The 23,750-nt window shown below is 66.3% G+C and carries 22 protein-coding genes and 1 tRNA gene; 7 read left to right on the forward strand and 16 right to left on the reverse strand.

Annotated elements, in window-relative coordinates; genetic code table 11:
- The first annotated feature begins 183 nt into the window (after positions 1-183).
- Positions 184-636, forward strand: a complete 453-nt coding sequence (locus tag IE122_RS12550; RefSeq protein ID WP_229814096.1) for a hypothetical protein — start codon at positions 184-186, stop codon at positions 634-636.
- A gap of 204 nt (positions 637-840) precedes the next feature.
- Here the strand turns inward: IE122_RS12550 and IE122_RS12555 are convergent, their stop codons facing one another.
- The 4 genes from IE122_RS12555 to thyA all read right to left on the reverse strand — a co-directional run bounded on the left by IE122_RS12555 (position 841) and on the right by thyA (position 5,634).
- Complete coding sequence (locus IE122_RS12555) at positions 841-2,148, reverse strand: dihydrolipoamide acetyltransferase family protein (protein ID WP_189621518.1); 1,308 nt, start codon at positions 2,146-2,148, stop codon at positions 841-843.
- Positions 2,149-2,156: 8 nt separating this feature from the next.
- A complete protein-coding gene (locus IE122_RS12560; RefSeq protein ID WP_189621519.1) occupies positions 2,157-3,209 on the reverse strand; it encodes an alpha-ketoacid dehydrogenase subunit beta in 1,053 nt (350 codons plus the stop codon).
- 1 nt (position 3,210) lies between these two features.
- On the reverse strand, positions 3,211-4,536 hold the full coding sequence (locus tag IE122_RS12565; RefSeq protein WP_189621520.1) for a 3-methyl-2-oxobutanoate dehydrogenase (2-methylpropanoyl-transferring) subunit alpha: 1,326 nt from the start codon (positions 4,534-4,536) through the stop codon (positions 3,211-3,213).
- Positions 4,537-4,656: 120 nt separating this feature from the next.
- Positions 4,657-5,634, reverse strand: a complete 978-nt coding sequence (gene thyA / locus IE122_RS12570; RefSeq protein WP_189621521.1) for a thymidylate synthase — start codon at positions 5,632-5,634, stop codon at positions 4,657-4,659.
- 281 nt (positions 5,635-5,915) lie between these two features.
- Here thyA and IE122_RS12575 point away from each other — a divergent pair.
- Positions 5,916-5,992: transfer RNA gene (locus IE122_RS12575), tRNA-Pro, on the forward strand.
- A 339-nt stretch (positions 5,993-6,331) separates the two neighbouring features.
- Here IE122_RS12575 and IE122_RS12580 read toward each other — a convergent pair.
- The 5 genes from IE122_RS12580 to IE122_RS12600 all read right to left on the reverse strand — a co-directional run bounded on the left by IE122_RS12580 (position 6,332) and on the right by IE122_RS12600 (position 11,592).
- A complete protein-coding gene (locus IE122_RS12580; protein WP_189621522.1) occupies positions 6,332-7,543 on the reverse strand; it encodes a type III PLP-dependent enzyme in 1,212 nt (403 codons plus the stop codon).
- A gap of 371 nt (positions 7,544-7,914) precedes the next feature.
- Entirely contained in the window at positions 7,915-9,111 is a 1,197-nt protein-coding gene (locus IE122_RS12585) for a carboxynorspermidine decarboxylase (RefSeq protein WP_189621523.1), read from the reverse strand.
- Between the two features lie 3 nt (positions 9,112-9,114).
- A complete protein-coding gene (locus IE122_RS12590; RefSeq protein ID WP_189621524.1) occupies positions 9,115-9,888 on the reverse strand; it encodes an alpha/beta fold hydrolase in 774 nt (257 codons plus the stop codon).
- Complete coding sequence (locus IE122_RS12595) at positions 9,885-10,235, reverse strand: DMT family protein (RefSeq protein WP_189621525.1); 351 nt, start codon at positions 10,233-10,235, stop codon at positions 9,885-9,887. Before IE122_RS12595 ends, IE122_RS12590 begins: the two co-directional genes overlap by 4 nt.
- Positions 10,236-10,380: 145 nt before the next feature.
- Positions 10,381-11,592 carry a saccharopine dehydrogenase family protein gene (locus IE122_RS12600; RefSeq protein ID WP_189621526.1) on the reverse strand — a complete coding sequence of 404 codons (1,212 nt, stop codon included), beginning with the start codon at positions 11,590-11,592 and terminating at the stop codon, positions 10,381-10,383.
- A gap of 182 nt (positions 11,593-11,774) precedes the next feature.
- On the opposite strand from IE122_RS12600, the gene IE122_RS12605 reads away from it, so the two are divergent.
- The 4 genes from IE122_RS12605 to IE122_RS12620 all read left to right on the forward strand — a co-directional run bounded on the left by IE122_RS12605 (position 11,775) and on the right by IE122_RS12620 (position 14,428).
- Complete coding sequence (locus IE122_RS12605) at positions 11,775-13,016, forward strand: BtaA family protein (RefSeq protein WP_189621527.1); 1,242 nt, start codon at positions 11,775-11,777, stop codon at positions 13,014-13,016.
- A gap of 5 nt (positions 13,017-13,021) precedes the next feature.
- Entirely contained in the window at positions 13,022-13,660 is a 639-nt protein-coding gene (locus IE122_RS12610; protein WP_373299136.1) for a class I SAM-dependent methyltransferase, read from the forward strand.
- 63 nt (positions 13,661-13,723) lie between these two features.
- Positions 13,724-14,152: an MAPEG family protein gene (locus IE122_RS12615; protein WP_189621529.1), complete on the forward strand. Its 429-nt coding sequence runs from the start codon at positions 13,724-13,726 to the stop codon at positions 14,150-14,152.
- A gap of 21 nt (positions 14,153-14,173) precedes the next feature.
- Positions 14,174-14,428 (forward strand): hypothetical protein, encoded by a 255-nt coding sequence (locus IE122_RS12620; protein ID WP_189621530.1) that lies wholly within the window; start codon positions 14,174-14,176, stop codon positions 14,426-14,428.
- A gap of 195 nt (positions 14,429-14,623) precedes the next feature.
- On the opposite strand, the gene IE122_RS12625 is transcribed toward IE122_RS12620, so the two are convergent.
- The 7 genes from IE122_RS12625 to IE122_RS12655 all read right to left on the reverse strand — a co-directional run bounded on the left by IE122_RS12625 (position 14,624) and on the right by IE122_RS12655 (position 22,844).
- Complete coding sequence (locus IE122_RS12625; RefSeq protein ID WP_189621531.1) at positions 14,624-14,809, reverse strand: hypothetical protein; 186 nt, start codon at positions 14,807-14,809, stop codon at positions 14,624-14,626.
- An 86-nt stretch (positions 14,810-14,895) separates the two neighbouring features.
- Positions 14,896-16,149, reverse strand: coding sequence for a class I SAM-dependent RNA methyltransferase (locus tag IE122_RS12630; protein WP_229814099.1), 1,254 nt, complete (start codon positions 16,147-16,149; stop codon positions 14,896-14,898).
- A complete protein-coding gene (locus tag IE122_RS12635) occupies positions 16,146-17,543 on the reverse strand; it encodes an NAD(P)H-hydrate epimerase (RefSeq protein ID WP_229814101.1) in 1,398 nt (465 codons plus the stop codon). Before IE122_RS12635 ends, IE122_RS12630 begins: the two co-directional genes overlap by 4 nt.
- A 37-nt stretch (positions 17,544-17,580) precedes the next feature.
- The gene (ilvD, locus tag IE122_RS12640; RefSeq protein ID WP_189621532.1) at positions 17,581-19,437 is read right to left on the reverse strand and encodes a dihydroxy-acid dehydratase; all 1,857 of its coding nucleotides are present in this window, start codon (positions 19,435-19,437) and stop codon (positions 17,581-17,583) included.
- A gap of 121 nt (positions 19,438-19,558) precedes the next feature.
- Complete coding sequence (locus IE122_RS12645) at positions 19,559-20,278, reverse strand: N-formylglutamate amidohydrolase (protein ID WP_189621533.1); 720 nt, start codon at positions 20,276-20,278, stop codon at positions 19,559-19,561.
- Positions 20,279-20,285: 7 nt separating this feature from the next.
- Positions 20,286-21,095 (reverse strand): 4-(cytidine 5'-diphospho)-2-C-methyl-D-erythritol kinase, encoded by an 810-nt coding sequence (locus IE122_RS12650; protein ID WP_189621534.1) that lies wholly within the window; start codon positions 21,093-21,095, stop codon positions 20,286-20,288.
- Positions 21,096-21,194: 99 nt separating this feature from the next.
- Positions 21,195-22,844 carry an electron transfer flavoprotein-ubiquinone oxidoreductase gene (locus IE122_RS12655; RefSeq protein WP_189621535.1) on the reverse strand — a complete coding sequence of 550 codons (1,650 nt, stop codon included), beginning with the start codon at positions 22,842-22,844 and terminating at the stop codon, positions 21,195-21,197.
- A gap of 108 nt (positions 22,845-22,952) precedes the next feature.
- Between IE122_RS12655 and IE122_RS12660 the strand changes: the two genes are divergently transcribed.
- The gene (locus tag IE122_RS12660) at positions 22,953-23,729 is read left to right on the forward strand and encodes a uracil-DNA glycosylase family protein (protein WP_189621536.1); all 777 of its coding nucleotides are present in this window, start codon (positions 22,953-22,955) and stop codon (positions 23,727-23,729) included.
- Positions 23,730-23,750: the final 21 nt, after the last annotated feature.

Below are 23,750 nucleotides of genomic sequence, written 5' to 3' on the forward strand. Positions count from 1 at the left end.
CGCTTGGGAGCCGCGCCTCTATGCCAGCACCGGGGGGCTGTCAACACTGTCCCAACAACCGCCGTGCATTTTTTCGGAATGCCCCCGTCCCGCTGTGGCGACGAACGTGGTGGAAGGCGGATTAACCATATTTTTGTGTGTTCGCCTGCATGGTCCACCCATCTCAGAGGGGGTCTGGTTTCGATGAAATGGTATCGCAATGCCGGTGCGCTCGTGTTCGTGCCTGCGGCGCTGATCGCCACCGGCGCACAGGCGACCAGCCAGCCGGCCGTGGCGACGGACAGCGCCGTCTATGTCGAACGGGTCTCGGCCGGAGCCGGGCGGCGGCTCGAACCGGCCCGCACGCTGGCACGCGGCGACCGCATCGTCACCGTCGTCACCTGGTATCGGATGGGCGGCCAGGGTGGCTTCGTCATCACCAACCCCCTGCCGCAGCGCCTTGCCTATCAGGAAAGCGCGCAGGACAATCAGGAGGTCTCTGTCGACGGCGGCCGAAACTGGGGCCGCCTCGAAACGATGCGGGTGGGCAATCGCATGGCGACGCCCGAAGACGTGACCCACGTGCGCTGGCGCATTCCGGCAACGATGGCGGCGCAAGGACGCGGCCAGATCGCCTATTCGGGGATCGTGCGGTAACACAACATCGCAGATAACCGCTCGTCGCCCTGAACTTGTTTCAGGGCCCATCCATCGGTTTGCGCGGCTTTCGGTGCCGAGCGTCTACGGCACCGAAGGAAAATAGCCCGCGAGCCCAGCGCGCGCCCGACCAGTGCGCTTTGCTGCGCGATGGATGCTGAAACGAGTTCAGCATGACGATAATTGCGGCGGAACTTCCGTGATTTACCCCGCCAGCAGCACCGCCGGCGCTTCCAGCAGCGCCTTCAGCTCCTGCGCGAAGTTGGCCGCGTCCCAGCCGTCGACCACGCGGTGATCGCAGCTCATCGAGACGTTCATCAGCTTGCGCTTCTCGATCCGCTCGGTCCCGTCCGCGCCTATGACATAGGCGGGCCGCTCGACGATGCGATTGGGGCCGATGATGCACACTTCGGGGCGATTGATGACCGGTGTGGTCGCGATTCCGGCCAGCGGGCCCAGCGAAGTGACCGTCATCGTCGACCCGGAAAGCTCCGCCGGTTTCGCCGATCCATCGCGCGCAGCCTGTGCCAGCCTGGCAATCTCCTGCGCCAGTTGCCACAGGTTGCGATCCTGCGCATCGCGGATCACCGGGACCATCAGGCCCGAAGGCGTCTGCGTGGCGATACCCATGTGGACCGCGCCATGGCGCGTCACGATCCCGGCCTCGTCGTCATAGCGGGCATTGAGCATCGGATAGTTGGGCACCGTGCGGCAGATCGCCGCGATCAGCAGCGGCAGCAGGGTCAGCTTGGGCCGGTCACCCCGCGCCGCGTTCAACTGCGCGCGCGCTTCTTCCAGCGCGGTCACGTCGAATTCCTCGACATACGCGAAATGCGGAATGTTGCGCTTTGAAGCGGCCATGTTCTCGGCAATGCGCCGCCTGAGGCCGATGACCCGCACCTCTTCATCGCGCCCCTTGCGCCCGGCCGGCTGAAAGCCGCCCGCAGCATTGTAGGCGATGAAGGCGTCCAGATCGCTGTGGCGCACGCGGCCATCCTCGGCCGGGCGCACTTCGCCAAGATCGATGCCAAGATCGCGGGCGCGCTGCCGCACCGCCGGGCTGGCGAGCACTTTCGCGTGGCCCGGCCGGGCGGGTGCCGGTGCAGCCGCGATGATGGCGGGCGCAACCTGCTCCCTCTCCCCTTCAGGGGAGAGGGTCGGGGAGAGGGGTTGTTCGGCAGGGTCGGGCTTAGCAGATGCAGGAGCAGGAGCATCCCCCTCTCCCAACCCTCTCCCCTGAAGGAGAGAGGGCTCATCGGCTGCCTCTTCACCGTCAGTCTCGATCACCACCAGCGGCGCGCCGATCGCGACGGTGTCGCCCACCGCGCCCGCCACTTCGAGAACGGTGCCCGAAACCGGGCTCTCCATCTCGACAGTCGCCTTGTCGGTCATCATGTCGGCCAGCCGGCCGTCTTCCTCGACCCGGTCGCCGGGCTGGACGTGCCAGGCAACGATCTCGGCCTCGGCAATGCCTTCGCCGATGTCGGGCAGGCGGAATGTATAGCGTCCCATGGGGCGTCTCAGTCCTTCATCAGCCGGTCAATCGCTTCGCCGATGCGCACGGGGCCCGGAAAATACGCCCATTCGAGGCTGTGCGGATAAGGCGTGTCGAACCCGGTCACCCGCTCTACCGGCGCTTCGAGATGGTAGAAGCAGCGCTCCTGCACCAGCGCCACCAGCTCGGCCCCGAACCCGGAAGTGCGTGTCGCCTCGTGTATCACCAGGCATTTGCCGGTCTTTTCGACAGACTTCTCCACAGCCTCCGCGTCGATCGGCACCAGCGTGCGCAGATCGATGATATCGGCATCCACCCCCTTCTCGGCGCAGACCGCCTCGGCGACGTGGATCATCGTGCCGTAGGACAGCACGGTCAGCGCGCTGCCTTCGCGCACCGTGCGCGCCTTGCCGAGCGGGATGGAATAATAGCCCTCGGGCACCTGGCCGCCGGCATGGCCCTTCCAACTGCGCGCCGGGCGATCGTAATAGCCATCGAACGGGCCATTGTAGATGCGCTTGGGTTCGAAGAAGATCACCGGATCGTTATCCTCGATCGCCGCGATCAGCAGGCCCTTGGCATCGTGCGGAGTGGACGGGATTACCGTCTTCAGCCCGGCCACGTGCGTGAACAGCGCTTCGGGGCTCTGGCTGTGCGTCTGACCGCCAAAGATGCCGCCACCGAACGGTGATCGCACGGTGATCGGCGCGGTAAACTCCCCGCCCGAACGATAGCGCAGCCGCGCCGCTTCGGAGACGAGCTGGTCGTAGCCGGGATAGATATAATCGGCGAACTGGATTTCCGGCACCGGCCGCAAGCCATAGGCGGCCATGCCCACCGCCGCGCCGATGATGCCGCATTCGTTGATCGGCGTATCGAACACCCGGTTCTTGCCGAACTTGCCCTGCAAGCCCGCCGTCGCCCGGAATACGCCACCGAAATAGCCGACATCCTCGCCCATGATGACCACATCGGGATCGCGGGCCATCATCAGATGCAGGGCGTCGTTGATCGCCTCGATCATCGTCATCGGCCGGGTCGCGGCGTCGGGCAGACTGACCGCTTCTTCCTCGATCATGTCAGCCTTCCTCCTTCCAATCGGGCCATTTTATCCGGCGCTCGCGGATCGCCTGATCGGCCTGTTCCTCCAGATGCCAGGGCAGCGTCTCGTAGACGTCCTCGAACATGGTGTGGAACGGGTGGTGCAGGCCATGGCCGAGGATGCCGTTCTTTTCGGCCGCGCGGGTTGCATCGCGCACTTCTTCGGCCACTTCGCGGTCCATCGTTTCCTGTTGCTCGACCGACCATTCGCCCAACGCGATAAGGTGGCGCTTCAGCCGCGTGATCGGATCGCCCAGGGGCCACTCCGCCGCCTCGCGCGCCGAGCGGTAGGCCGCCGGATCGTCAGAGGTGGAATGCCCTTCGGTGCGATACGAGAAATGTTCGATCAGCGTCGGGCCGTGGCCGGACCGGGCCCGGTTGGCGGCCCAGCGCATCGCCGCATAGACCGCCAGCAGATCGTTGCCGTCCACCCGCAGCCCGGCGATGCCGTGCCCTTGCGCGCGCTGAGCGAAAGTCGCCCGCTCGCCGCCGGCAAATCCCGAAAAGCTCGATATCGCCCACTGGTTGTTGACGACGTTAAGGACGACCGGCGCGTTGTACACCGCCGCGAAGGTCATGCCGGCGTGGAAATCGCCCTCGGCGCTCGATCCTTCGCCGACGAAACCGGTGGCGATGCGGGTATCGCCCTTGATCGCGCTGGCCATTGCCCACCCCACCGCCTGCGGGATCTGCGTCGCGAGGTTGCCCGAAATGGTGAAAAAGCCGAAATCGCGCGCCGAATACATGATCGGCAACTGACGACCCTTCAGCCGGTCGGCCCGATTGGAATAGATCTGGTTGACCATGTCCACCAGCGGATAGCCGCGCGAAATCAGCATGCCTTGCTGGCGATAACTGGGAAAGATCATGTCATCGTGCGCCAGAGCAAAGGCGCAGCCGATCGACACCGCCTCTTCGCCGGTAGACTTCATGTAGAAGCTGGTCTTGCCCTGCCGCTGTCCGCGATACATCCGGTCGTCGAACGCACGGGTCAGCGCCATCATCCGCAACGCGCGGCGCAAGTGATCGGCCGAAAGCCCCGGGTCCCATGGCCCCACCGCCCGCGCCTCGTCGTCCAGCACCCGGATCAGCCCGGTGGTGAGACCCCAGGTGTCGGAGGCCGGACAAGCCTCGTCAGGGCGCGGAGCGGTGCCGGCTGCGGGAATGTCGAGATAGCTGTAGTCTGGCGTATCGCCGGGGCGGAAGCGTGGCTCGGGGACATGGAGGCTGAGCGGCGCAAGGTTGCCCGGCGCGGCGGCGCGTTCGGCTCCGGCCTGCGGTTCACCCAGCGGATTCACGGCCATGCTGTCGCTCTCCCGAAAAGAGCCTGACCGACAGGAATCGGAAATTCAGGCTTATCGTATATTCCGTTAATGCGTTATAATATTTCTCTCACTCGCAATGTCAATCCTCTCCCATCTGCGTCAGACCGCCACGGGTGCCGCGATATGCGCTTGCGGAGCGTAGCCGCTCACCACGAAATCCTCGATCCGGTAATCGAAGATCGTCTCCGGCCGGCGCGCGAGTTCCAGGTGGGCCATGCCCTCAGGTCGGCGCGCAAGCTGTTCTTCCACCAGCGCCGCATGGTTGAGGTAGAGATGGACATCGCCACCCATCCAAATCGCTTCACCCGGTTCGAGGTTGCATTGCTGCGCCATCATGCGCGTCAGCAACGCCAGCGACCACATGTTGAACGCGAAACCCAGCCCCAGGTCGCAACTGCGCTGGTAGAGGATGCACGACAGCCGGTTGCCGGAAACGTGGAACTGATACGACTTGTGGCACGGCGGCAGCGCCATGGCGTCCAGCTCGGCCACGTTCCACCCTTCGATGATGTGGCGGCGGCTGCCGGGGTTGGCTTTCAGGCTGGCGACCACTTGCGCCACCTGGTTGATGCCGGGGCCTTGCCGGTAGAGCCCATCCGCAACCGGCTCGAACGTCGGCCAGTCCACCCATTGCTTGCCGTAGACCGGCCCCAGATCGCCCCAGCGCGCGGCGAAATCGGCATCCTCGACGATGCGGGCGGAAAATGCCTTGCGCTCGATCGGATCGCCGGTCTCGCGGCGGTAGCGGTCGAGCGGCCAGTCGGTCCAGATTTCCACCCCTTGCGCGCAGAGCGGGCGGATGTTGGTGTTGCCGGTCAGGAACCACAGCAATTCGCGGGTCGCCGTCTTCCAGTAGACCCGCTTGGTGGTGAGCAGCGGCATCGCCCCGCCGGCCAGATCGAAGCGGATCGTCGCCCCGAACAGGGCGCGGGTGCCGATCCCGGTGCGATCGACCCGCTCGTCCCCCTCCTCCCAGATCCGGCGCATCAGATCGAGATACTGCCACTCCCAATGCGCGGGGTCGGCCCGCTCGGCGGCGATGGACTGCGGCAGGGCATGAGTGGAGGCGCTGGTCATGGCGGTAAGCTAGGCCGGTTGCAGGTGAAGGGAAAGCGTTCGAGTGCGCTCCTCCACCGTGCAACGCCGGTCCACGAATTGTTACCGGATCGGGGCGAAGGAATGGCCCGCACAGTCCCGCATTTCCGGCTCTCGACGGCCGCGCCGGCAACCGATGGACGCAGCAGCGGCACGCCATTTTCGGCGGCGGCATAAAAAGCCCGGCCCGCCCCTTGCCAGCACCGGAATCGCCATCTATAGGCCCGCTCCTGCCTTGACGGCCGCTTGCGGCCCGATCCGGTCGGGGAGTAGCTCAGCCTGGTAGAGCACTGTCTTCGGGAGGCAGGGGCCGGAGGTTCGAATCCTCTCTCCCCGACCATTTTCACCCATCGAAATCGAAACTTTCCCCTTGCGGGGGCCTTGACGCTGCGGCCAGTGCGGGCTGCTCCAACAGCCGCGCCGCATGTCGCTGATGTTATGAGAACCCGTTTCGTGTCGAGCGAAGTCGAGACACCCCGAGCAGCGTGGCCGTGTCTCGACTTCGCTCGACACGAACGGAAGGGCGGGGGTAGTCGCGACTTGATGCAGCGGACAGGCACAGCTCAACGAAACGGGCACGCTCCTGCTGAAGCTGCCCATCATCTACCGCCGAGCGCATGAAAGCCAACGCCCCGGCCATATCACCCCGAAGTGGCAATACAGCCGGGTCGCATGGTTCCTATCGCAGCGAGACGACGTTGTCCGAAACGCGCTTGTCCACGCGCTCGCCGGTGTAGAGGCTGGCCATCGGCTCATCCCCGACGGTCAGCACATCGCCCTGGCCAAAGCCGTTGAACGCCGTGCGCATTGCCGCGCCGTAAGCGCCCAGCATGCCCACTTCGATCCAGTCCCCCGCCTTGATGTCGGCGGGCAGCATGAAGGGGCCTTCCATGAAATCGGCATCGTCGCAGGTGGGGCCGTAGAACGAGAAGCCCTGCAGCTCGCCCGAACGCTCGCCGTCGCGGGCGATGCAGTCCACCGGGAAGCGCCAGCCGATGTGCGCGGCATCGTAGAGCGCGCCATAGGCGCCCTCGTTGATGAACAGCTCATCTCCCCGGCGCTTTTCCACCTTGACGATCATCGAGCTGTATTCGGCCGACAGCGCCCGGCCGGGTTCGCACCACAGTTCGGCGTTGTAAGCGATCGGCAGCGCTTCGAAGTGGCGATGGATGATGGCGAAATAGTCTTCGAGCGGCGGCGGCTCCATGCCCGGATAGGCAGAAGGGAAACCCCCGCCCACGTCGATCATGTCGATCACGACACCCGCATCGGCGATGGCGGCGCGGGTCCGCTCCAGCGCCTGGACATAGGCGAACGGGGTCATCGCCTGCGAACCGACGTGGAAGCACACGCCCAGCCAGTCCGCCACCTGGCGGGTCGCCTGGAGCAGCGGGCCGGCATCGGCCAGATCGATGCCGAACTTGCTGGCCAGGCTCAGTTCGGAATATTCCGAGCTGACGCGCAGCCGCACGCACAGGCGCAGGTCCTTGGCGCGATCGCCGTGGCCGTCACGGGTCGCTTCGACGATCTTTTCCACTTCCTCGAACGTGTCGAGGCTGAAGGTGCGCACGCCGTGCTGGAAATAGGCTTCGCGGATGGCGCTGGCGGTCTTGACCGGGTGCATGAAGCACAGCGTCGCATCGGGGAGGATGCTGCGCACCAGCCGCACTTCGGCGATCGAAGCGACGTCGTAATGCGTGATCCCGTTGTCCCACAGGACCTTGATCAGGTCCGCCGAGGGGTTGGCCTTGACCGCATAGAGCGAGCGGCCCGGAAACTTCGTGGCGAAGAAACGGGCGGCCCGGCCTGCTGCGTGCGGGCGGTTGAGGATAACCGGTTCGTCGGGCGCGAAGGTGCGCGCTACAGACGGTGCGTCAGGATACTGGTGCAACTCAAGGGACCCCCAATAGGCCTTTCGGCCAGACTACACATAGACGAAGCTGCCTTGCGGTTTGGAAGTCCCCATGGGGCAGCGAGAGGGCGGATATAGGGCGGGGCACATGAATCGCAAGTGAAAATCCCCCGGGTTCACAAAAACGTCACAAACCGGGAATGGTCAACTGGGGCCGTCACTCGCGGCATCCATAATATATATATTATTCAATGTTTTATACTGAAATCCGGTAAATCCGGATCAGCATCGCCCGGCAGGAACCAAGCGACGCTTTGTGCTTCCCAAAGCGCTGGCCCCGTGCGGCGGTTCCGTTCGACTCGATCAGGCCGGGGCAAAGCGGCACATCGGCGCGCCGGGCCGAGCCGCGATCAGCTCAGCCGGCCGCGGAAATCCTCGTAATCGAAGCGCCGGACGCATTCGAGCGCATCCGTCTCGCTGTCCCACAGCCAGATCGACGGCAGCGGCACGCCGTTGAAAGTCGTCGTCTTGACCATCGAGTAATGCGCCTGATCGCAAAACGCGAAGCGCAGGCCCGGCTCGACCGGAACGGGAAAGCAGTAGTCGCCGATCACGTCACCGGCGAGGCAGGAAGGTCCGCCAAGCCGCACCGCGCCCCCTTCCCCTTCGTCAACTTCCACATCGTGCGGCAGTTCGCCCAGCATGGCGGGGCGGTAGGGCGCTTCGATAACATCGGGCATGTGGCACGTCGCCGAGATGTCCACGACCGCCACCGGCATCCCGTTCCAGCCGACATCAAGCACGGTGCCGACGAGGATACCGGCGTCCAGCGCCACAGCCTCGCCCGGCTCGATATAGACCTGGGCCCCGGTATCCTCGGCCATGTCGATCAGGAACTGGACGAGTTCGTCCACCTGGTAATCGGCGCGGGTGACATGGTGGCCGCCGCCGATGTTGATCCAGTTGAACTGCCCGAAGAAGGGTTCGAAATAATCGAACACCTTGTCCCAGGTCCGTTGCAACGGCTCGAAGTCCTGCTCGCACAGGTTGTGGAAGTGGAACCCGTCGACGAGTTCGACGTGCTCCTCGGTAAGCTGGTCGATCGGGAACCCGAGCCGCGAATGCGGTGCAGAAGGGTCGTACTTGGGCACTTCGCCCTCAGGATGCAGCGGATTGATCCGCAGGCCGATGTCGAACGCCTCGCCCCGCGCACGCGCTTCCTCGATCTGCGGCCAGAACCGCTCGATCTGCGCGGGCGAGTTGAAGATCACATGGTCCGAAAGACGCAGGATCTCGGCCAGGTCCTCGGCCTTGTAGGCGGCACAGTAGGTGGCGATCTCGCCGTCGTAGAACTCGCTCGCCAGCCGCGCTTCCCACAAGCCCGATGTGCAGACGCCATCGAGATATTCGCCCACGATCGGCGCGGTGGACCACATCGAGAATGCCTTGAGCGCGGCTAGGACTTTGGCCCCCGATCGTTCGCCGATGTCGGCCAATACCCGCAGGTTCGCGCGCAGCCGCGCGGCATCCACCACGAACGCCGGGCTATCGACCCGTGACAGATCGAACTGGGCGAACGCGCCCGGATCGCCGGCTCTGGTTTCCATCTGTTATTCTCCTGCGGCAAGCCAGTCGCGCACCAGCGCGGCGAAGGCAGCCGGATCGGTTTCGGGCAGCATGTGTTCGGCATCGGGCACTTCGATAAGCCGCCCCTGTCCGCAAGCCCGCGCCACCGTGCGCGAAGGGATGGCGAAGACCGGGCGGGTGCGCGCACCCATGCCGACAGTCACCGGCACCTGCAAGCCGCCCAGCAGGGCAGCGGTGATCGGCGCGGGCGGCTGCCCCTTGCCCAGCAGCATCAGCGGCATCATCGCCGCGTTCTCTTCATAGATCGCGCGCCGGTCAGGCGGCAGCCGGTCGATCGCATCGAGATCGCCGGGCTGCGCCATCATCAGCCGCACGCCAGCCAGCGGCCCCCTCTCCTCGATCGCCCTGCCCACCGGCCCGAACGCCTTCTTGAGATCGGCGATGAACGCATCGCGGTCTGCCGGGTCGTCGATGTAAGTGGACAGCGCCGGTTCGTAGAGGAACACCCCGGCGAACAGGTCGGGCCGCGTCAGCGCCACCAGCAGCGCCGGATGGCAGGAATAGGACCACGCGACCACATTCACCGGCGGCAGCATCGCCGCCTCGATATAGGCGACGATATCGTCACGATGCCGCTCGGTGCCGAAGCCCGAACCATCGTCCGGCCAGGGCGCCGTGCCGAAGTAGGTGAGCGTCAGCGCCCGCGCATCCAGCCCGGCGGGCAGGTGATCGATCACCGGCGTCCAGATTCGCGCATCACCCGCAGCGCCGTGCAGGAACAGCACCTGCCCGGTCATCGCAGCGGCCCCTTGAAGATGAACCACGCGCCCAGCCCGACAAGGCAGAAGCCGATGACCTCGTTCCACCCCGGCTTCTGGCCGAACAGCATCCACGCCACCACCACGAAGGCGGCGAGCGACATCGCTTCCTGCAGCACCTTGAGCTGATCGAGCGAATAGACCCGCGCGCCGATGCGGTTGGCGGGCACGGCCAGCCAGTATTCGAAGAAAGCGAGCCCCCAGCTCAGCAGCACCGCCGCCCATAGCGCCTTGCCCGGCACCTTGAGGTGCCAGTACCACGCCACGTTCATCACCAGGTTGGAGCCGGCCAGCATCACGACCGGGGCGACCAGCGACCAGTTCACCGGAGGCTGCCGTTACGGGAGCGCACACTCGTCATTCCCGTGAAAGCGGGAACCCATCTCCACCCGTGCCGGCAAGCACACCCGCGCAGCCGGGTCCCCGCTTTCGCGGGGATGACGAAGGTGTGGTATGGTCCCGAAGGCTCCATCAGAACGGCAGCGGCCCGTCGAGTTCCTCCACCGTCCACGGCAGGCCGTGCTCGTTCAGCATGGCCATGTACGGATCGGGATCGAACTGCTCCATGTTGAACACCCCGGTGCCTTTCCACGCGCCGGTGACGATCATCGCCGCGCCGATCATCGCCGGGACGCCGGTGGTGTAGGACACCGCCTGGTTGCCGGTTTCGGCGTAGGCATCCTCATGATCGCAGATGTTCTTGATGTAGAACGTCTTCTCGCCCGACCCGTCAGGCGCTTCGCCGGTCGCGATGTCGCCGATGTTGGTCTTGCCCTTGGTCGTCGGACCCAGGCTCGCGGGTTCGGGCAGCACGGCTTTCAGGAACTGGAGCGGAACGATCTCCACCCCGTTGTAGATCACCGGATCGATCCGGGTCATGCCCACGTTCTGCAGCACGGTCAGGTGCTGGATATAGGCATCGCCGAACGTCATCCAGAAGCGCGCGCGCTCCATCTCGGGGATGAACTTCGCGAGGCTTTCCAGTTCCTCGTGATACATCATGTACATGTTCTTGGGGCCGACACCCTCGAAGTCGAACGTCTGCTTGACGCCCATCGCCGGGGTTTCGACAAACTCGCCGTTCTCCCAGTGGCGGGCAGGCGCGGTCACTTCGCGGATGTTGATTTCCGGGTTGAAGTTGGTGGCAAACGCCTGGCCATGATCGCCGCCGTTGCAATCGAGGATGTCGAGCGTGCGGATGGTCTTGAGCTTGTGCTTCTTGAGCCACATCGCGAACACGCTGGTAACGCCCGGATCGAAGCCCGAACCCAGCAGCGCCATCAGACCGGCCTGCTTGAAGCGCTCCTGATAGGCCCACTGCCAGTGGTATTCGAACTTCGCCACGTCCTTGGGCTCGTAGTTCGCGGTATCCATGTAATGCGTGCCGGTGGCGAGGCAGGCGTCCATGATCGCCAGGTCCTGATACGGCAGCGCCAGATTGACCACCAGTTCCGGCCCGATCGCGCGGATCAGGTCCGAGGTCGCCGCCACGTCATCCGCGTCGATCGCATAGGTCGCAACGGTCACCCCGGTGCGCTCCTTGACCGAGGCGGCGATCGCCTCGCACTTCGACACCGTGCGACTGGCAAGGTGGATGTCCGTGAAGATATCGGCGTTCATCGCCATCTTGTGGACCGCGACAGACCCGACGCCGCCCGCGCCGATCACCAGAACCTTGCTCACACCATGTCTCCTTCGGGAGGCCGAACGTAAAGTCTGCGCATATAGGGCCCCCGTGTGACAACTCAACAGCATGTGAAACGCGGCAACGCCCCGCTGGATGCGGCGGGCGGGCCGGAGGTCTGTCACAAACTGCCACGGACCCGTCATCACCCGGTCACCGGGCGGAGGCAATCGCGGCCTCGATGTTCACGAGGAAACCGCTGCCAGTGCCCCATGCCCCTTCCCGCCTGATCGAAAGTGCCGTGGTGCGCCGCTCCGGCGGTCATGGCGCGCGCCTGCTCGACAAGGCCTTCGCGTTCGCGTTCCGGGGGCTGGTCTATGCGCAGATCTGGGAAGACCCGGTGGCCGACATGGCGGCGCTGGAGATCGGCCCGGACAGCCGCATCCTGACCATCGCCAGTGGTGGCTGCAATGCCCTCTCCTATCTCACCGCCGATCCCGCCGCGATCACTTGCGTCGATCTCAACACCGCACACATCGCGCTCAACAAGCTCAAGCACGCGGCGCTGCGCCACTTGCCCAGCCATCAGGCGCTGCGCCGGTTCGTCGTCGAGGCGGATCACCCGGCCAACCCGACGACATACCGCCGGCTGATCGCCCCGCACCTCGACGAAACCAGCCGCCGCTACTGGGAGGGCCGCGATCTGGTCGGACGGCGGCGGATCGGCGCGTTCAAGCGGGGCATCTACCGGCAGGGTCTGCTAGGGACCTTCATCGGCGCGGCGCACGGCATCGCCCGGCTCTACAAGGTCGATCCTGCGGAAATCCTCGGCGCGGCGACGCTGGAAGAGCAGCGCCGCGTGTTCGACGAGCGGTTCGCGCCCGTATTCGAACGCCCGCTGATCCGCTGGCTGACCCGGCATCCCGCCTCGCTATTCGGCCTCGGCATCCCCCCGGCGCAGTTCGATGCACTGGCGGGCGAACAGCGCATGGCCGATGTCCTGCGCGAACGGCTGGAAAAGCTGGCCTGCGATTTCCCGGTCAACGACAACTATTTCGCCTGGCAGGCCTTTTCGCGCGGCTATGGCAAGGCGCAGGACTGCCCGCTGCCGCCGTGGCTGCAGATGCGCAACTGGGACACGGTGCGCGAACGGCTGCACCGGCTGGAAGTACGCCACGCCAACTTCACGGCCGTCCTCAAGGACAGCGCGCCGGGCACGTTCGACCGCTTCATCCTGCTCGATGCGCAGGACTGGATGGACGATGCCCAGCTTGCCGAGCTGTGGGGCGAACTGGGGCGCATCGCGCAACCGGGTGCCCGCGTGCTGTTCCGTACCGCCGCCGCGCCGTCGCTGCTGCCCGGCCGTGTCCCCGATGCGATCCTCGACGGTTGGGACTACCGCGAGGGGCAATCGCTGCAGGCCACGCGCGATGATCGTTCGTCGATCTACGGCGGGGTCCACCTTTATGTCCGGAAGGGATGAACGCCATGGCCAGCCTGCCCACCGATCACGGCGCGCTGATGGACAGCATCTATCGCGGCCAGCGCCACATCTATGATGCGACCCGTAAGTATTACCTGTTCGGCCGCGACCGGCTGATCGCCGGGCTCGCCTGCCCGCAAGGCGCACACGTGCTGGAGATCGGCTGCGGCACCGGCCGCAACCTGGCGCGGATCGGCAAGGTCTGGCCGGGCGCGCGCCTCCACGGGCTCGACATATCCGCCCAGATGCTCGCCAGCGCGCGGGCGAAGCTGGGGGCGAGCGGCCGGCTGGCGCTGGGCGATGCCACGTCCTTCGACGCCGCCGGCCTGTTCGAACGCGCCGGGTTCGACCGGGTAATCCTGTCCTATGCCCTGTCGATGATCCCCGACTGGCAGGGCGCCATGCACCGCGCAGCGGCCGCGCTGGCACCGCGCGGGGTGCTGCACGTGGTGGATTTCGGCGATCTCCAGGGCCTGCCCCGTCCGCTGCGGGCGCTGCTGCGAGCTTGGCTGGCGCGATTCCATGTGACCCCGCGCACCGATCTGGTCGAGGCCGCTACCCGTATCGCAGCCCGGCATGCCCTGCGGCTGACCGCCACGCGCGGGCCGCTGGGCTATTATCGCCTGATCCGCCTGGAACGCTGATCGCGATTGACAGCGCCCCGCGCCGGGCCGAACACTCGGGCCAGCGGAAGGGGAGCATAGAAAATGACGGGAATGTCGATCCTGCAACCGGTCGTCGCGCTGACCGTGTGGACCATGATCATGTGGTTCTGGCTTTACGGCACGCGCATCCCGGCGATCCAGGCCGCCAAGCTGGACCTTGAGGAACTGGTCACCGACCCGACCGTGACACTGGACCACAAGCTGCCCCCGCAGGTCCAGTGGAAGGCCCACAACTACAACCACCTCCATGAAGCGCCCACGGTGTTCTACGCCGTCGCCATCACGCTGGCGATCATCGGGCAGGGCGATGGCCTCAACGCGCAAGTCGCCTGGGCCTATGTCGTCCTGCGGGTGATCCATTCGATCATCCAGTCCACCGTCAACGCCATCAACCTGCGCTTCGGCGTGTTCGCGCTGTCCAGCTTCTGCCTGATGTTCCTGGTCGCCCGCGCCGCGCTGGCGATGTTCTGAAGAACGCGATAGGGCGCGGCGATGGATTTTGACGATCAGTTGCGCCGCTATTTCGGCACCGCCGACCAGGCGGACATCGCCCCCGCCGCAATGGAAGCCGGCGTCGAACGCATGCGCGTTGACCTTGGCCTTGAGACTGACCGGGGCCGCCGTTTCGCGCTCTGGGCTTTGCTGACGATGCTGGGGGCCGCGCCGGACCTGGATGTGGCGTTCAAATCCCGCGAGGATCAGGACGCGGCGCGCGATTTCCTCGACATGCTGGATCGGCAGGGCTGAGGCTGCGTCTTATACCAAGGCTCATTGATCCGAACGCATAGCCCTCTCCCCTTCAGGGGAGAGGGTTGGGAGAGGGGGGATGGCGCCACTTCGCCCCCTCTCTACTCCGGCTAGGCGGACAAGCCGCCAAGCCTGCGTATCTCTCCCCTAAAGGGGAGAGAGAGCGACATCGGTCAAAGATATTGAGACTCGGTATTAACCCGCAGCGCTCTCGAACCCCTCGTGATCCAGGTCGAGTAGCACACACAGTGCATCAAGCGCAGCGGAAATGTGCGCGGCCGGCAAATCAAGGCCGCGCGCGTCGTAAAGGCGCAGGATTTCCAGAAGCTGTCCCGCAGACAGGACAACCGGATCGACCGAAGGTGCCAGGATGCTTGCCATCGCGACCGCGACTCCATCATGTTCGGGAAACCGCCCCAAGTGCTTTCACGTATATCGCAATCGCCCGGCTCGCGATAGCGCAAGGTTCAGGCGTCGCGGACGAAATAGCTGGCGAGTTCGACGTGGGTTGACCAGCGGAACTGGCCCACCGGCCGCAGATCAGCCAACCGGAAGCCCGCCTCGATCAGCCGCGCCGCATCGCGCGACCAGCTTGACGGGTTGCAACTGATATAGACGACCCGCGCGACGCTGCTCAGCGCCAGGCAATCCACCTGCTCGCGTGCCCCGGCGCGCGGCGGATCGAGCAACACCGCCGCGAACCGGCTGAGTTCATCAGGCTGTAGCGGATTGCGGAACAAGTCGCGATGATCGCAGAACACCGGAAGCTGCGCGCGCTCGGCCGCTGCCTTGCACGCCAGATGGGCATCGCGCGCAGCCTCGGCCGCCAGCACCTTGGTGCCCGGCCCGGCCAGAGCGAACGCAAAAGTGCCAAGGCCCGCGAACAGATCCGCCACGGTCGCCGCGCCGTCCAGCCATTCGCGCGCCGCCGCCACCAGCGCCGCCTCGCCATCGGCCGTGGCCTGCAGGAACGCGCCGGGCGGCAGCGGCACGCTGACTTCGCCCAGGCGCACGGTCACCGGCTCGGGCTCCCACACGGTTTCATAACCGTAGCCGCCGTCCATCGTCAGCCGCGCCAGCTTGTGGTGCTGGGCGAAAGCCAGCATCGCCTCGGTCGCCGCCAGTCCTTCGGCGGTGAGCCCCCTGACGCCCAGGTCCACGCCCTGTTCGGTCAGCGTCATCTCGATGTCGGCAGCCATGCGCGGCTGCGCGAACTTGCCGCGCGCGCCCTTCTTGGCCGGGGCTGCCTTGCCCATGGTGATGAGCAGCTTGCGCAGCGGAGCGAGCAGCGCCACGAGTTCGGGCACCAGCACCGGGCATTCTTCCAGTTCGACCAGCCGGTGCGAGCGCGCCTCGCGGAAGCCGATCACCACCCGCCCGCCCAAGCTTTCCGCCCGCAGCGAGGCCCGACGCCGCGCGCCCGGCGGCGACAGATGCGGCGGAGCAAGATGCTGCGCACCAAGCTCCTGCGAGGACGAGGCATTGGCGACCCGCGCCTCGACAAACCCGCTCAGGCTCTCTTCATCCAGTTGCTGCAACTGACAACCGCCGCAGCGCCCGAAATGCCGGCAAGGCGGGGCTACATGGTGCGGCCCCCACTCCAGCGAACCGTCCGCACCGAGCAGATCGCCCGGCGCTGCCCCCCAGGCAAAGCGGCCTGACGCGGTAACGCCATCGCCCTTGCTGGCGATGCGAAGGATTTCCTCGGCGGCTTCGGTCACAGGCACGCGGCCAGTGCTTCCGCCACGCGCCCGGCCAGCGCCCCGGCGGTAAAGCCCGGCGGACAGCGCCGTGCCGCTTCGCCGTGCAGCCAGACCCCTTCGCAAGCGGCAGCGAACGGTTCCACCCCGGTGGCCAGACGGCTGGCGATCGCGCCGGCCAGCACATCGCCGGTGCCGGCGGTCGACAGCCAGGAACTGGCGCGCGGGGCGCAGGCCAGCCGGCGGTCCGGGGCGGCGATCACGGTGTCCGACCCCTTGGCGACGATCACCATCCCGCTCGCCCGGGCCAGCGCCGCCGCGCGATCCGGGCGCGAGCCGCCGCCGTCGCAATCGAACGCCCGCTCCAGCGCGACCAGCTCGCCTTCATGCGGGGTCGCCACGGTCGGCGCGGATCGGCCGGCCATCAGCCGCGGCGACAGCAGCACCAGCGCATCGGCGTCCACCAGCAGCGGCACCGGATCGGCCAGCGCCACCGCCAGCCGCTCGCGCGCCTCGCCATCGCGGCCCAGCCCCGGCCCGATCAGCACCGCACCGTTGCGATCGTCGCTCAGCACTTCGGCCACCGGGCCGCCGTCGACCACCAGGTCGGCGGGCACGTTGCGCTTGGACGATGCGAACAGCTTGACGTACCCGGCCCCGCCGCCCTGTGCCGCCGTCGCCGCCAGGATCGCCGCGCCCGGCATCGCCCCGCCGACCACCGCCAGCAGGCCGCGTCGGTACTTGTGGCTATCGGCAGCGGGGGCAGCCACGCGCGGCCGGTCGATCACTTGCGCGGTGCCCGCCACCGGCGCGACGCCGATCGGCACCAGCCGCAAGGCCCCCATTGCGGCGCTCGCCGGCATCAGGAAGTGCGCGAATTTCCATGCCCCCAGCGCGACCGTCAGGTCATAATCGGGGAGGCCGGGGTTGAGCATCATGCCGCTATCGGACTGCACCCCGCTGGGCACATCGATCGCGATGCGGTGCGGATGCGCCGCCGCCAGCCGCGACAGGCGGCCGAAGTCAGCGGCGGAGAGCGGCCGGGTCAGCCCGCTGCCGTAAAGGCAGTCGACCAGCAGATCACCCGATGCCTCGGCGTCCGCATCGAGGACCGTTCCGCCATAGAGCGCTGCGGCGTTGCGGGCGGCATCGGTTGCCGGTGGGGCCGCCGCAATCACCGCAACCTCGCCGCCGCGCTCGCGAATGGTTTCGGCGATGACATAGCCGTCCCCCCCGTTGTTGCCCGGCCCGCACAGCACCGTCACCGGCCGCCGGCCCGCCAGCCGCCAGACCCATTCGGCCGCGCCGCGCCCGGCCACCTGCATCAGCGCATCCACCGAAGTACCGGCATCGATCAGCGCCTGTTCGGCAGCGCGCATCTGCACCACGGTCAATATCTGGCGGCTTGCCGGCACCCGCTGAGTTCCCTTGCCTTATGACGCTTTGGCGCGATCAGCCGCGACTAAGCTGCGTCACGTCGCGCACGGCACCGCGCGCGGCGCTGGTGGTCATCGCCGCATAAGCCTGCAACGCCGCCGAGACCGCGCGCTTGCGCGGGTGGACCGGGGTCCAGGCAGCCGCTCCGCGTGCTTCCTGCTGGGCGCGGCGATGGCTCAGCACTTCGTCGCTGACCGCCAGGTGGATGGTGCGGCCGGGGATATCGATCTCGATCGTATCGCCGTTCTCGACCAGCCCGATTTCGCCGCCTTCGGCCGCTTCGGGCGAAGCGTGGCCGATCGACAGGCCCGAGGTGCCGCCGGAGAACCGCCCGTCGGTCAGCAGCGCGCAGGCTTTGCCCAGACCCTTCGATTTGAGGTAGCTGGTGGGATAGAGCATTTCCTGCATGCCCGGCCCGCCGCGCGGCCCTTCGTAGCGGATCACCACCACGTCGCCCGCGCCCACTTGCCCCCCCAGGATGCCAGCCACCGCCGCATCCTGGCTTTCATAGACGCGCGCAATGCCGGTGAACTTGAGGATGCTGTCATCCACGCCCGCCGTCTTCACGATGCACCCGTCGCGGGCGATATTGCCGTAAAGCACCGCCAGCCCGCCATCCTGGCTGAAGGCATGCTCCTTGTTACGGATCACACCGTTCTCACGGTCGATATCCAGCTCTTCCCAGCGGGCGGACTGGCTGAAGGCGGTCTGCGTGGGCACCCCGCCCGGCGCGGCCCTGAAGAATTCCTGCACCGAAGGCTCGTTAGTGCGGACGATGTCCCAGCGGTTCAGCGCATCGCCCAGCGTGCGGGCGTGAACGGTCGGGCAATCGGCGTGCAGCAGCCCGGCGCGGTCCAGCTCGCCCAGGATCGCCATGATCCCGCCGGCACGATGAACGTCTTCCATGTGAACGTCGGACTTGGCCGGGGCGACCTTGGACAGGCACGGCACCTGGCGGCTGAGGCGATCGATATCGGCCATCGTGAAATCGACCCCCGCCTCGACGGCGGCGGCCAGCAGGTGCAGCACGGTGTTGGTCGATCCGCCCATGGCGATATCAAGGCTCATCGCGTTCTCGAAAGCCTTGAAGCTGGCGATGGTGCGCGGCAGCGCCGTTTCATCGTCCTGATCGTAATAGCGATGGCACAGGTCCACGACGACACGCCCCGCCTCGCGGAACAGGCGCTCGCGATCGGAATGGGTGGCGAGGGTCGAACCATTGCCCGGCAGCGACAGGCCCAGCGCCTCGGTCAGGCAGTTCATCGAATTGGCGGTGAACATGCCCGAGCACGAACCGCAGGTCGGGCAGGCCGAACGCTCGATCGCGGCGACTTCCTCGTCGGTATAGCTCTCATCGGCAGCGGCGACCATGGCATCGACCAGATCAAGCGCCTGGGTCTTGCCCTTGAGCACGACCTTGCCCGCTTCCATTGGCCCGCCCGAAACGAACACGCACGGGATATTGAGCCGCATCGCTGCCATCAGCATGCCCGGGGTGATCTTGTCGCAGTTGGAGATGCACACCATCGCATCGGCGCAGTGGGCATTGACCATGTATTCGACGCTGTCCGCGATCAGATCGCGGCTGGGCAGCGAATAGAGCATGCCGTCATGGCCCATGGCGATGCCGTCATCCACCGCGATGGTGTTGAATTCCTTGGCCACGCCCCCCGCCGCCGCGATCTCTCCGGCGACAAGCTGGCCCAGATCCTTGAGGTGGACGTGGCCGGGCACGAACTGGGTGAACGAATTGACCACCGCGATGATCGGCTTGCCGAAATCGGCATCCTTCATCCCTGTCGCGCGCCACAGGCCCCGGGCACCGGCCATGTTGCGGCCGTGAGTGGAAGTGCGCGAACGATAGGCAGGCATGGGACGAACTCCGGGTCTGGGCGCGTGCGTGTACCACGCGGACAAGGGCTGCCACCTACACTTTGCAGGATTTCAATTCAACGCCATATTTTGTAATTTTATTACCGTCATCGCGAGGGGTTTAGCGGGTGCCCAGCACGGCAGCGCAGACCTGCGTCAGCCGCTCTGCCCATTCTTCCTGTCCGGCCGCATCGGCGATCAGGTCCTGCCGCACCTCCACACCCAGATAAGGGTGCCGGCCTTCGCAATGGCGGTTCATCGTCGCGTTCAGCAGGACACCGGAATAAGGCAGTTGATCACCGACGCACAGCCCCTGCCCCTCCAGCAGCGGGATGGCGATCCGCGCCGGGGCATCGTCGTGGTTGTAGAGGATGCCGATGTGCCAGGGGCGGGCCTCTTCGGGCTTGCTGGCAAGTTGCGGGGTAAAGCTGTGCAGCGACAGCACCAGTCCGGGCCGCACCGTGTCCAGCACCTCCGCCAACGCCGCGTGGTAAGGGCGGAAGAACCGGTCCAGCCGCGCCTCGCGCCCGGCATGGTCCAGCGCGTTGCCGGGTATGGCGTGACCGTCGCTGGCGATCGGGCACACCGTGGGCGCGTGCTCGTCGCGGTTGACGTCGCAGACGAGGCGGCTGAACTGGCACAGGAAGGCCGCGGCCCCCGGCCGGACCATCCGTTCCGCCACCCCCGCCACGCCGATGTCGATGGCCACATGCTCGTCCAGCAGGTGCGCGGGAATGCCAAGGTCGATCCCAGCCGGGATGCGGTTAGAGGCATGGTCGGAAACGATCAGCAGGCCGCCGGGCTCCGGTGATCCCAGCAGGCGGTAGATTTCGGATTTCATCGCGCCCTTATCGCAGCTTTCCAGCCATTTGCCACCAACCCGGTTGGCTGCGAGCCAATTCTTGCGCCGCCGCGTCCCGGGCCCCTGGCGTGTCGTAAAGGGCAAAGCAGGTTGCGCCCGATCCGGACATGCGGGCAAGGAACGGCGCGGTATCGCGCAATGCCGCCAGCACCTCGCCGATCTGTGGGCATAGCCCCAGCGCTGGCGGTTCCAGATCGTTGCGCCCCGCCAGCGCGATCGTGCGCAGCGATCCTTGCGGCATCGCCCCGCGATCGATCCCGTCCCACGCCGCGAAGACCGGCCCGGTCGGCACCGGCAAGCGCGGGTTGACCAGCAGCACCGGGCACCCGGCCAGATCGTTGTCCGCCACTTCGGCAAGTTCAGTGCCCGTCCCGGTGCCGATGCACGGCCGCGACAGCACGCAGGCGGGAACATCCGCCCCCAGCTTCGCGGCCCGCAGCGGCCAGTCTTCGGGCAACCCATGCGCGCGCTCGACCATGCGGAACACCGCCCCGGCATCCGCCGAACCGCCGCCCAGCCCGGCCGCCACGGGCAGCCGCTTGTCCAGCGTCACCGCCCAGCCGGCCCCATGGGGCAGCGTATTCAGCGCCTTGGCGACGATGTTCCCGAACGGATCGTCCAGCGCCACGGCGAACTCGCCATGCGCCGAAAGCCGGTCGACGGCGCCCGGAACCGCGCTCAGCCGATCGCCATTGTCCACGAAGGCGAACAGCGTTTCGAGCTCATGATACCCGTCATCCCGCCGCCTCCGGACATGAAGGGCAAGGTTGATCTTGGCGTATGCGGCTTCCTGCATCGGCGTAGTCCTCTCCCCTTCAGGGGAGAGGGTTGGGAGAGGGGCTACACTCGCACACGCCCCTCTCGACTGCGGCTGCCGGAGTGAGATTCCGCCGCATTACATATTCGGGTAGTTCGGGCCGCCGCCGCCTTCGGGCGTTACCCATTCGATGTTCTGGGTGGGGTCCTTGATGTCGCAGGTCTTGCAGTGGACGCAGTTCTGCGCGTTGATCTGGAGGCGCGGGCCGGCGCCGTCGGGATCGACGAATTCATACACGCCCGCCGGGCAATAGCGCGCTTCGGGCCCTGCGTAGAGCGGCAGATTCACCGCCGTCGGGATTGCCGGGTCCTTGAGCTTCAGATGGCAGGGCTGCTCTTCCTCGTGGTTCGTGAACGAGAACGAGACGCTGGTCAGGCGATCGAAGCTGATCTTGCCGTCGGGCTTGGGATACTCGATCGGCTGGTAAAGGTCGGCGCGCTGCAGCGAGGAGGCATCGGTGTGGTGCTTCATCGGCTTGGCGACGCCGAAGCCGAACAGCGTGCGCAGCCACATGTCGGCACCCGCCAGGATCGTCCCCAGCTCGCCGCCCCACTTGGCGACGAGCGGCTCGGCATTCTGGACGAGCTTCAGTTCCTTGGCGATCCAGCTCGCGCGCACGGCGTCGTCATAGTCCTGCAGCGTGTCCTGCGCGCGGTCGGCGGCGATGGCTGCGGCGATCGAATCTGCCGCCAGCATGCCGCTTTTCATCGCGGTATGGCTACCCTTGATGCGCGGGACGTTGACGAAGCCGGCAGAGCATCCCGCCAGCACACCGCCCGGGAACGCGAGCTGCGGCACCGACTGCCAGCCGCCTTCGTTGATGGCGCGCGCGCCATAAGCCACGCGCTTCCCGCCTTCGAGGATCGCCTTGATCTCCGGGTGGGTCTTCCAGCGCTGGAATTCCTCGAACGGGTAGACGTAGGGGTTCTTGTAATCGAGCGCGGTCACGAAACCTAGCGAGACCTGGTTGTTCGCCTGGTGATAGAGGAAGCCGCCGCCCCAGTTGTCGGTTTCCGACAGCGGCCAGCCTTGGGTGTGGATCACGCGACCCGGCACGTGCTTGTCGGGATCGATGTCCCACAGTTCCTTGATGCCGATGCCGTAGACCTGCGGTTCGCAGTTCGCTTCGAGGTCGTACTTGGCCTTGAGCCGCTTGGTCAGGTGGCCGCGCGCGCCTTCGCAGAACACGGTGTATTTGCCGAGCAGGTTCATGCCCGGCTGGAAATCGTCCTTGGGGTTGCCTTCCCGGTCAACGCCCATATCGCCGGTCTGGACGCCGATCACCGCGCCGGCATCGTCATAGAGAATTTCGGCGGCGGGGAAGCCGGGGAAAATCTCGACTTCCAGCGCTTCGGCCTGTTCGGCCAGCCAGCGGCACAGGTTGCCCAGCGATCCGGTATAGTTGCCATGGTTCGAAAGGAACGGCGGCATGAACAGGTGCGGGATGGAGAACTTGCCGTTCTTGGTCATCGCCCAGTGCCAGTTGTCGGTCACCGGCACTTCGGCCATCGGACAACCCATCTCGCGCCATTCGGGCAGCAGCTCGTCAAGCGCCTTGGGATCGAAGGTCGCGCCCGACAGGATGTGGGCACCGATCTCGGAACCCTTTTCGAGTACGCAGACCGCCAGCTCCGGGTTGATCTGCTTGAGCCGGATCGCCGTAGACAGGCCGGCGGGACCGCCGCCGACGATGACGACATCGTAGGGCATCTCTTCACGTTCGATCATTAGGTCCCCCAGCAATCCTGTTCGACTTCATCCGGTTTGCCGCGTTGTTCACACGGCTCAAATGCAAGTGCCTTGATTGCTGGGGAGCGGCAGGTCAAGACCGTTCCGATGGATCGAGCAGGGAACTCCGATTTTGCCGAGGCGATAGCCGGCGCGCTGGACTGGTGGCGCGAGGCCGGGGTCGATGCGCATTTCGTCGATGATCCGATCGCCTGGCTCGCCCCCGCCCAGCCTGCAGAAGACGAAGGAAGGCCCCGACGCGACGGCTGGCCGGCATCGCCACAGGCCCGCGATGCGGCCCGCCCGCCCGAACCCGCAGCCCCCCCCGCAGCTCCATCACCGCTGACCGATCTTCCCGCCGATCTGACGGCTTTTCGCACCTGGTGGCTGGATACTCCGGTCGTCGAAGCCGGCGGCGCGGGCCCGCGCATCGCGCCGCAGGGCGTGCCGGACGCGCCACTGATGGTGCTGGTCGACATGCCGGAGGACGAGGATAGCGACAGCTTGCTGTCGGCACGGCAGGGCCGGTTGCTCGATGCCATGCTGTCCGCCTTCGGGCTGAGCCGCGCCGAAATCTATCTTGCCAGCGTGCTGCCCCGCCATGTCGCCGCGCCGGATTGGCAAGCGCTGATGGCTCAGGGCCTTGGCCAGGTGACGCTGCATCATCTGGCGCTGGCGGCACCACGGCGCATAATGGTCCTTGGCGGACACATCCTGCCGCTTATCGGCCACGAACTGCCGCAACGCACTGCCGTTTTACGAGAACTTAACCATGAGGGTACGACGATACCACTGCTGGCTTCATGGGGCCTGACCGCGCTGCTGCAAAGACCCGGCGGCAAGGCGGCCCTGTGGCGGACCTGGCTTGAGTGGACGGCTGCATGATTCCGCAAGGATCGTGCGGCA

It is taken from the genome of Novosphingobium colocasiae, from assembly GCF_014652555.1.
Classification (GTDB): Bacteria; Pseudomonadota; Alphaproteobacteria; order Sphingomonadales; family Sphingomonadaceae; genus Novosphingobium; species Novosphingobium colocasiae.

What these genes read in the sequence shown, in the direction of transcription:
- IE122_RS12585 (WP_189621523.1), bottom strand. Translation starts at nt 9,111, where the DNA reads ATGGAAACCAGAGCCGGCGATCCGGGCGCGTTCGCCCAGTTCGATCTG.
- IE122_RS12615 (WP_189621529.1), top strand. Translation starts at nt 13,724, where the DNA reads ATGACGGGAATGTCGATCCTGCAACCGGTCGTCGCGCTGACCGTGTGG.
- IE122_RS12555 (WP_189621518.1), bottom strand. Translation starts at nt 2,148, where the DNA reads ATGGGACGCTATACATTCCGCCTGCCCGACATCGGCGAAGGCATTGCC.
- ilvD (WP_189621532.1), bottom strand. Translation starts at nt 19,437, where the DNA reads ATGCCTGCCTATCGTTCGCGCACTTCCACTCACGGCCGCAACATGGCC.
- thyA (WP_189621521.1), bottom strand. Translation starts at nt 5,634, where the DNA reads ATGACCAGCGCCTCCACTCATGCCCTGCCGCAGTCCATCGCCGCCGAG.
- IE122_RS12610 (WP_373299136.1), top strand. Translation starts at nt 13,022, where the DNA reads ATGGCCAGCCTGCCCACCGATCACGGCGCGCTGATGGACAGCATCTAT.
- IE122_RS12560 (WP_189621519.1), bottom strand. Translation starts at nt 3,209, where the DNA reads ATGATCGAGGAAGAAGCGGTCAGTCTGCCCGACGCCGCGACCCGGCCG.
- IE122_RS12650 (WP_189621534.1), bottom strand. Translation starts at nt 21,095, where the DNA reads ATGCAGGAAGCCGCATACGCCAAGATCAACCTTGCCCTTCATGTCCGG.
- IE122_RS12620 (WP_189621530.1), top strand. Translation starts at nt 14,174, where the DNA reads ATGGATTTTGACGATCAGTTGCGCCGCTATTTCGGCACCGCCGACCAG.
- IE122_RS12645 (WP_189621533.1), bottom strand. Translation starts at nt 20,278, where the DNA reads ATGAAATCCGAAATCTACCGCCTGCTGGGATCACCGGAGCCCGGCGGC.
- IE122_RS12550 (WP_229814096.1), top strand. Translation starts at nt 184, where the DNA reads ATGAAATGGTATCGCAATGCCGGTGCGCTCGTGTTCGTGCCTGCGGCG.
- IE122_RS12625 (WP_189621531.1), bottom strand. Translation starts at nt 14,809, where the DNA reads ATGGCAAGCATCCTGGCACCTTCGGTCGATCCGGTTGTCCTGTCTGCG.
- IE122_RS12590 (WP_189621524.1), bottom strand. Translation starts at nt 9,888, where the DNA reads ATGACCGGGCAGGTGCTGTTCCTGCACGGCGCTGCGGGTGATGCGCGA.
- IE122_RS12565 (WP_189621520.1), bottom strand. Translation starts at nt 4,536, where the DNA reads ATGGCCGTGAATCCGCTGGGTGAACCGCAGGCCGGAGCCGAACGCGCC.
- IE122_RS12605 (WP_189621527.1), top strand. Translation starts at nt 11,775, where the DNA reads ATGTTCACGAGGAAACCGCTGCCAGTGCCCCATGCCCCTTCCCGCCTG.
- IE122_RS12655 (WP_189621535.1), bottom strand. Translation starts at nt 22,844, where the DNA reads ATGATCGAACGTGAAGAGATGCCCTACGATGTCGTCATCGTCGGCGGC.
- IE122_RS12660 (WP_189621536.1), top strand. Translation starts at nt 22,953, where the DNA reads ATGGATCGAGCAGGGAACTCCGATTTTGCCGAGGCGATAGCCGGCGCG.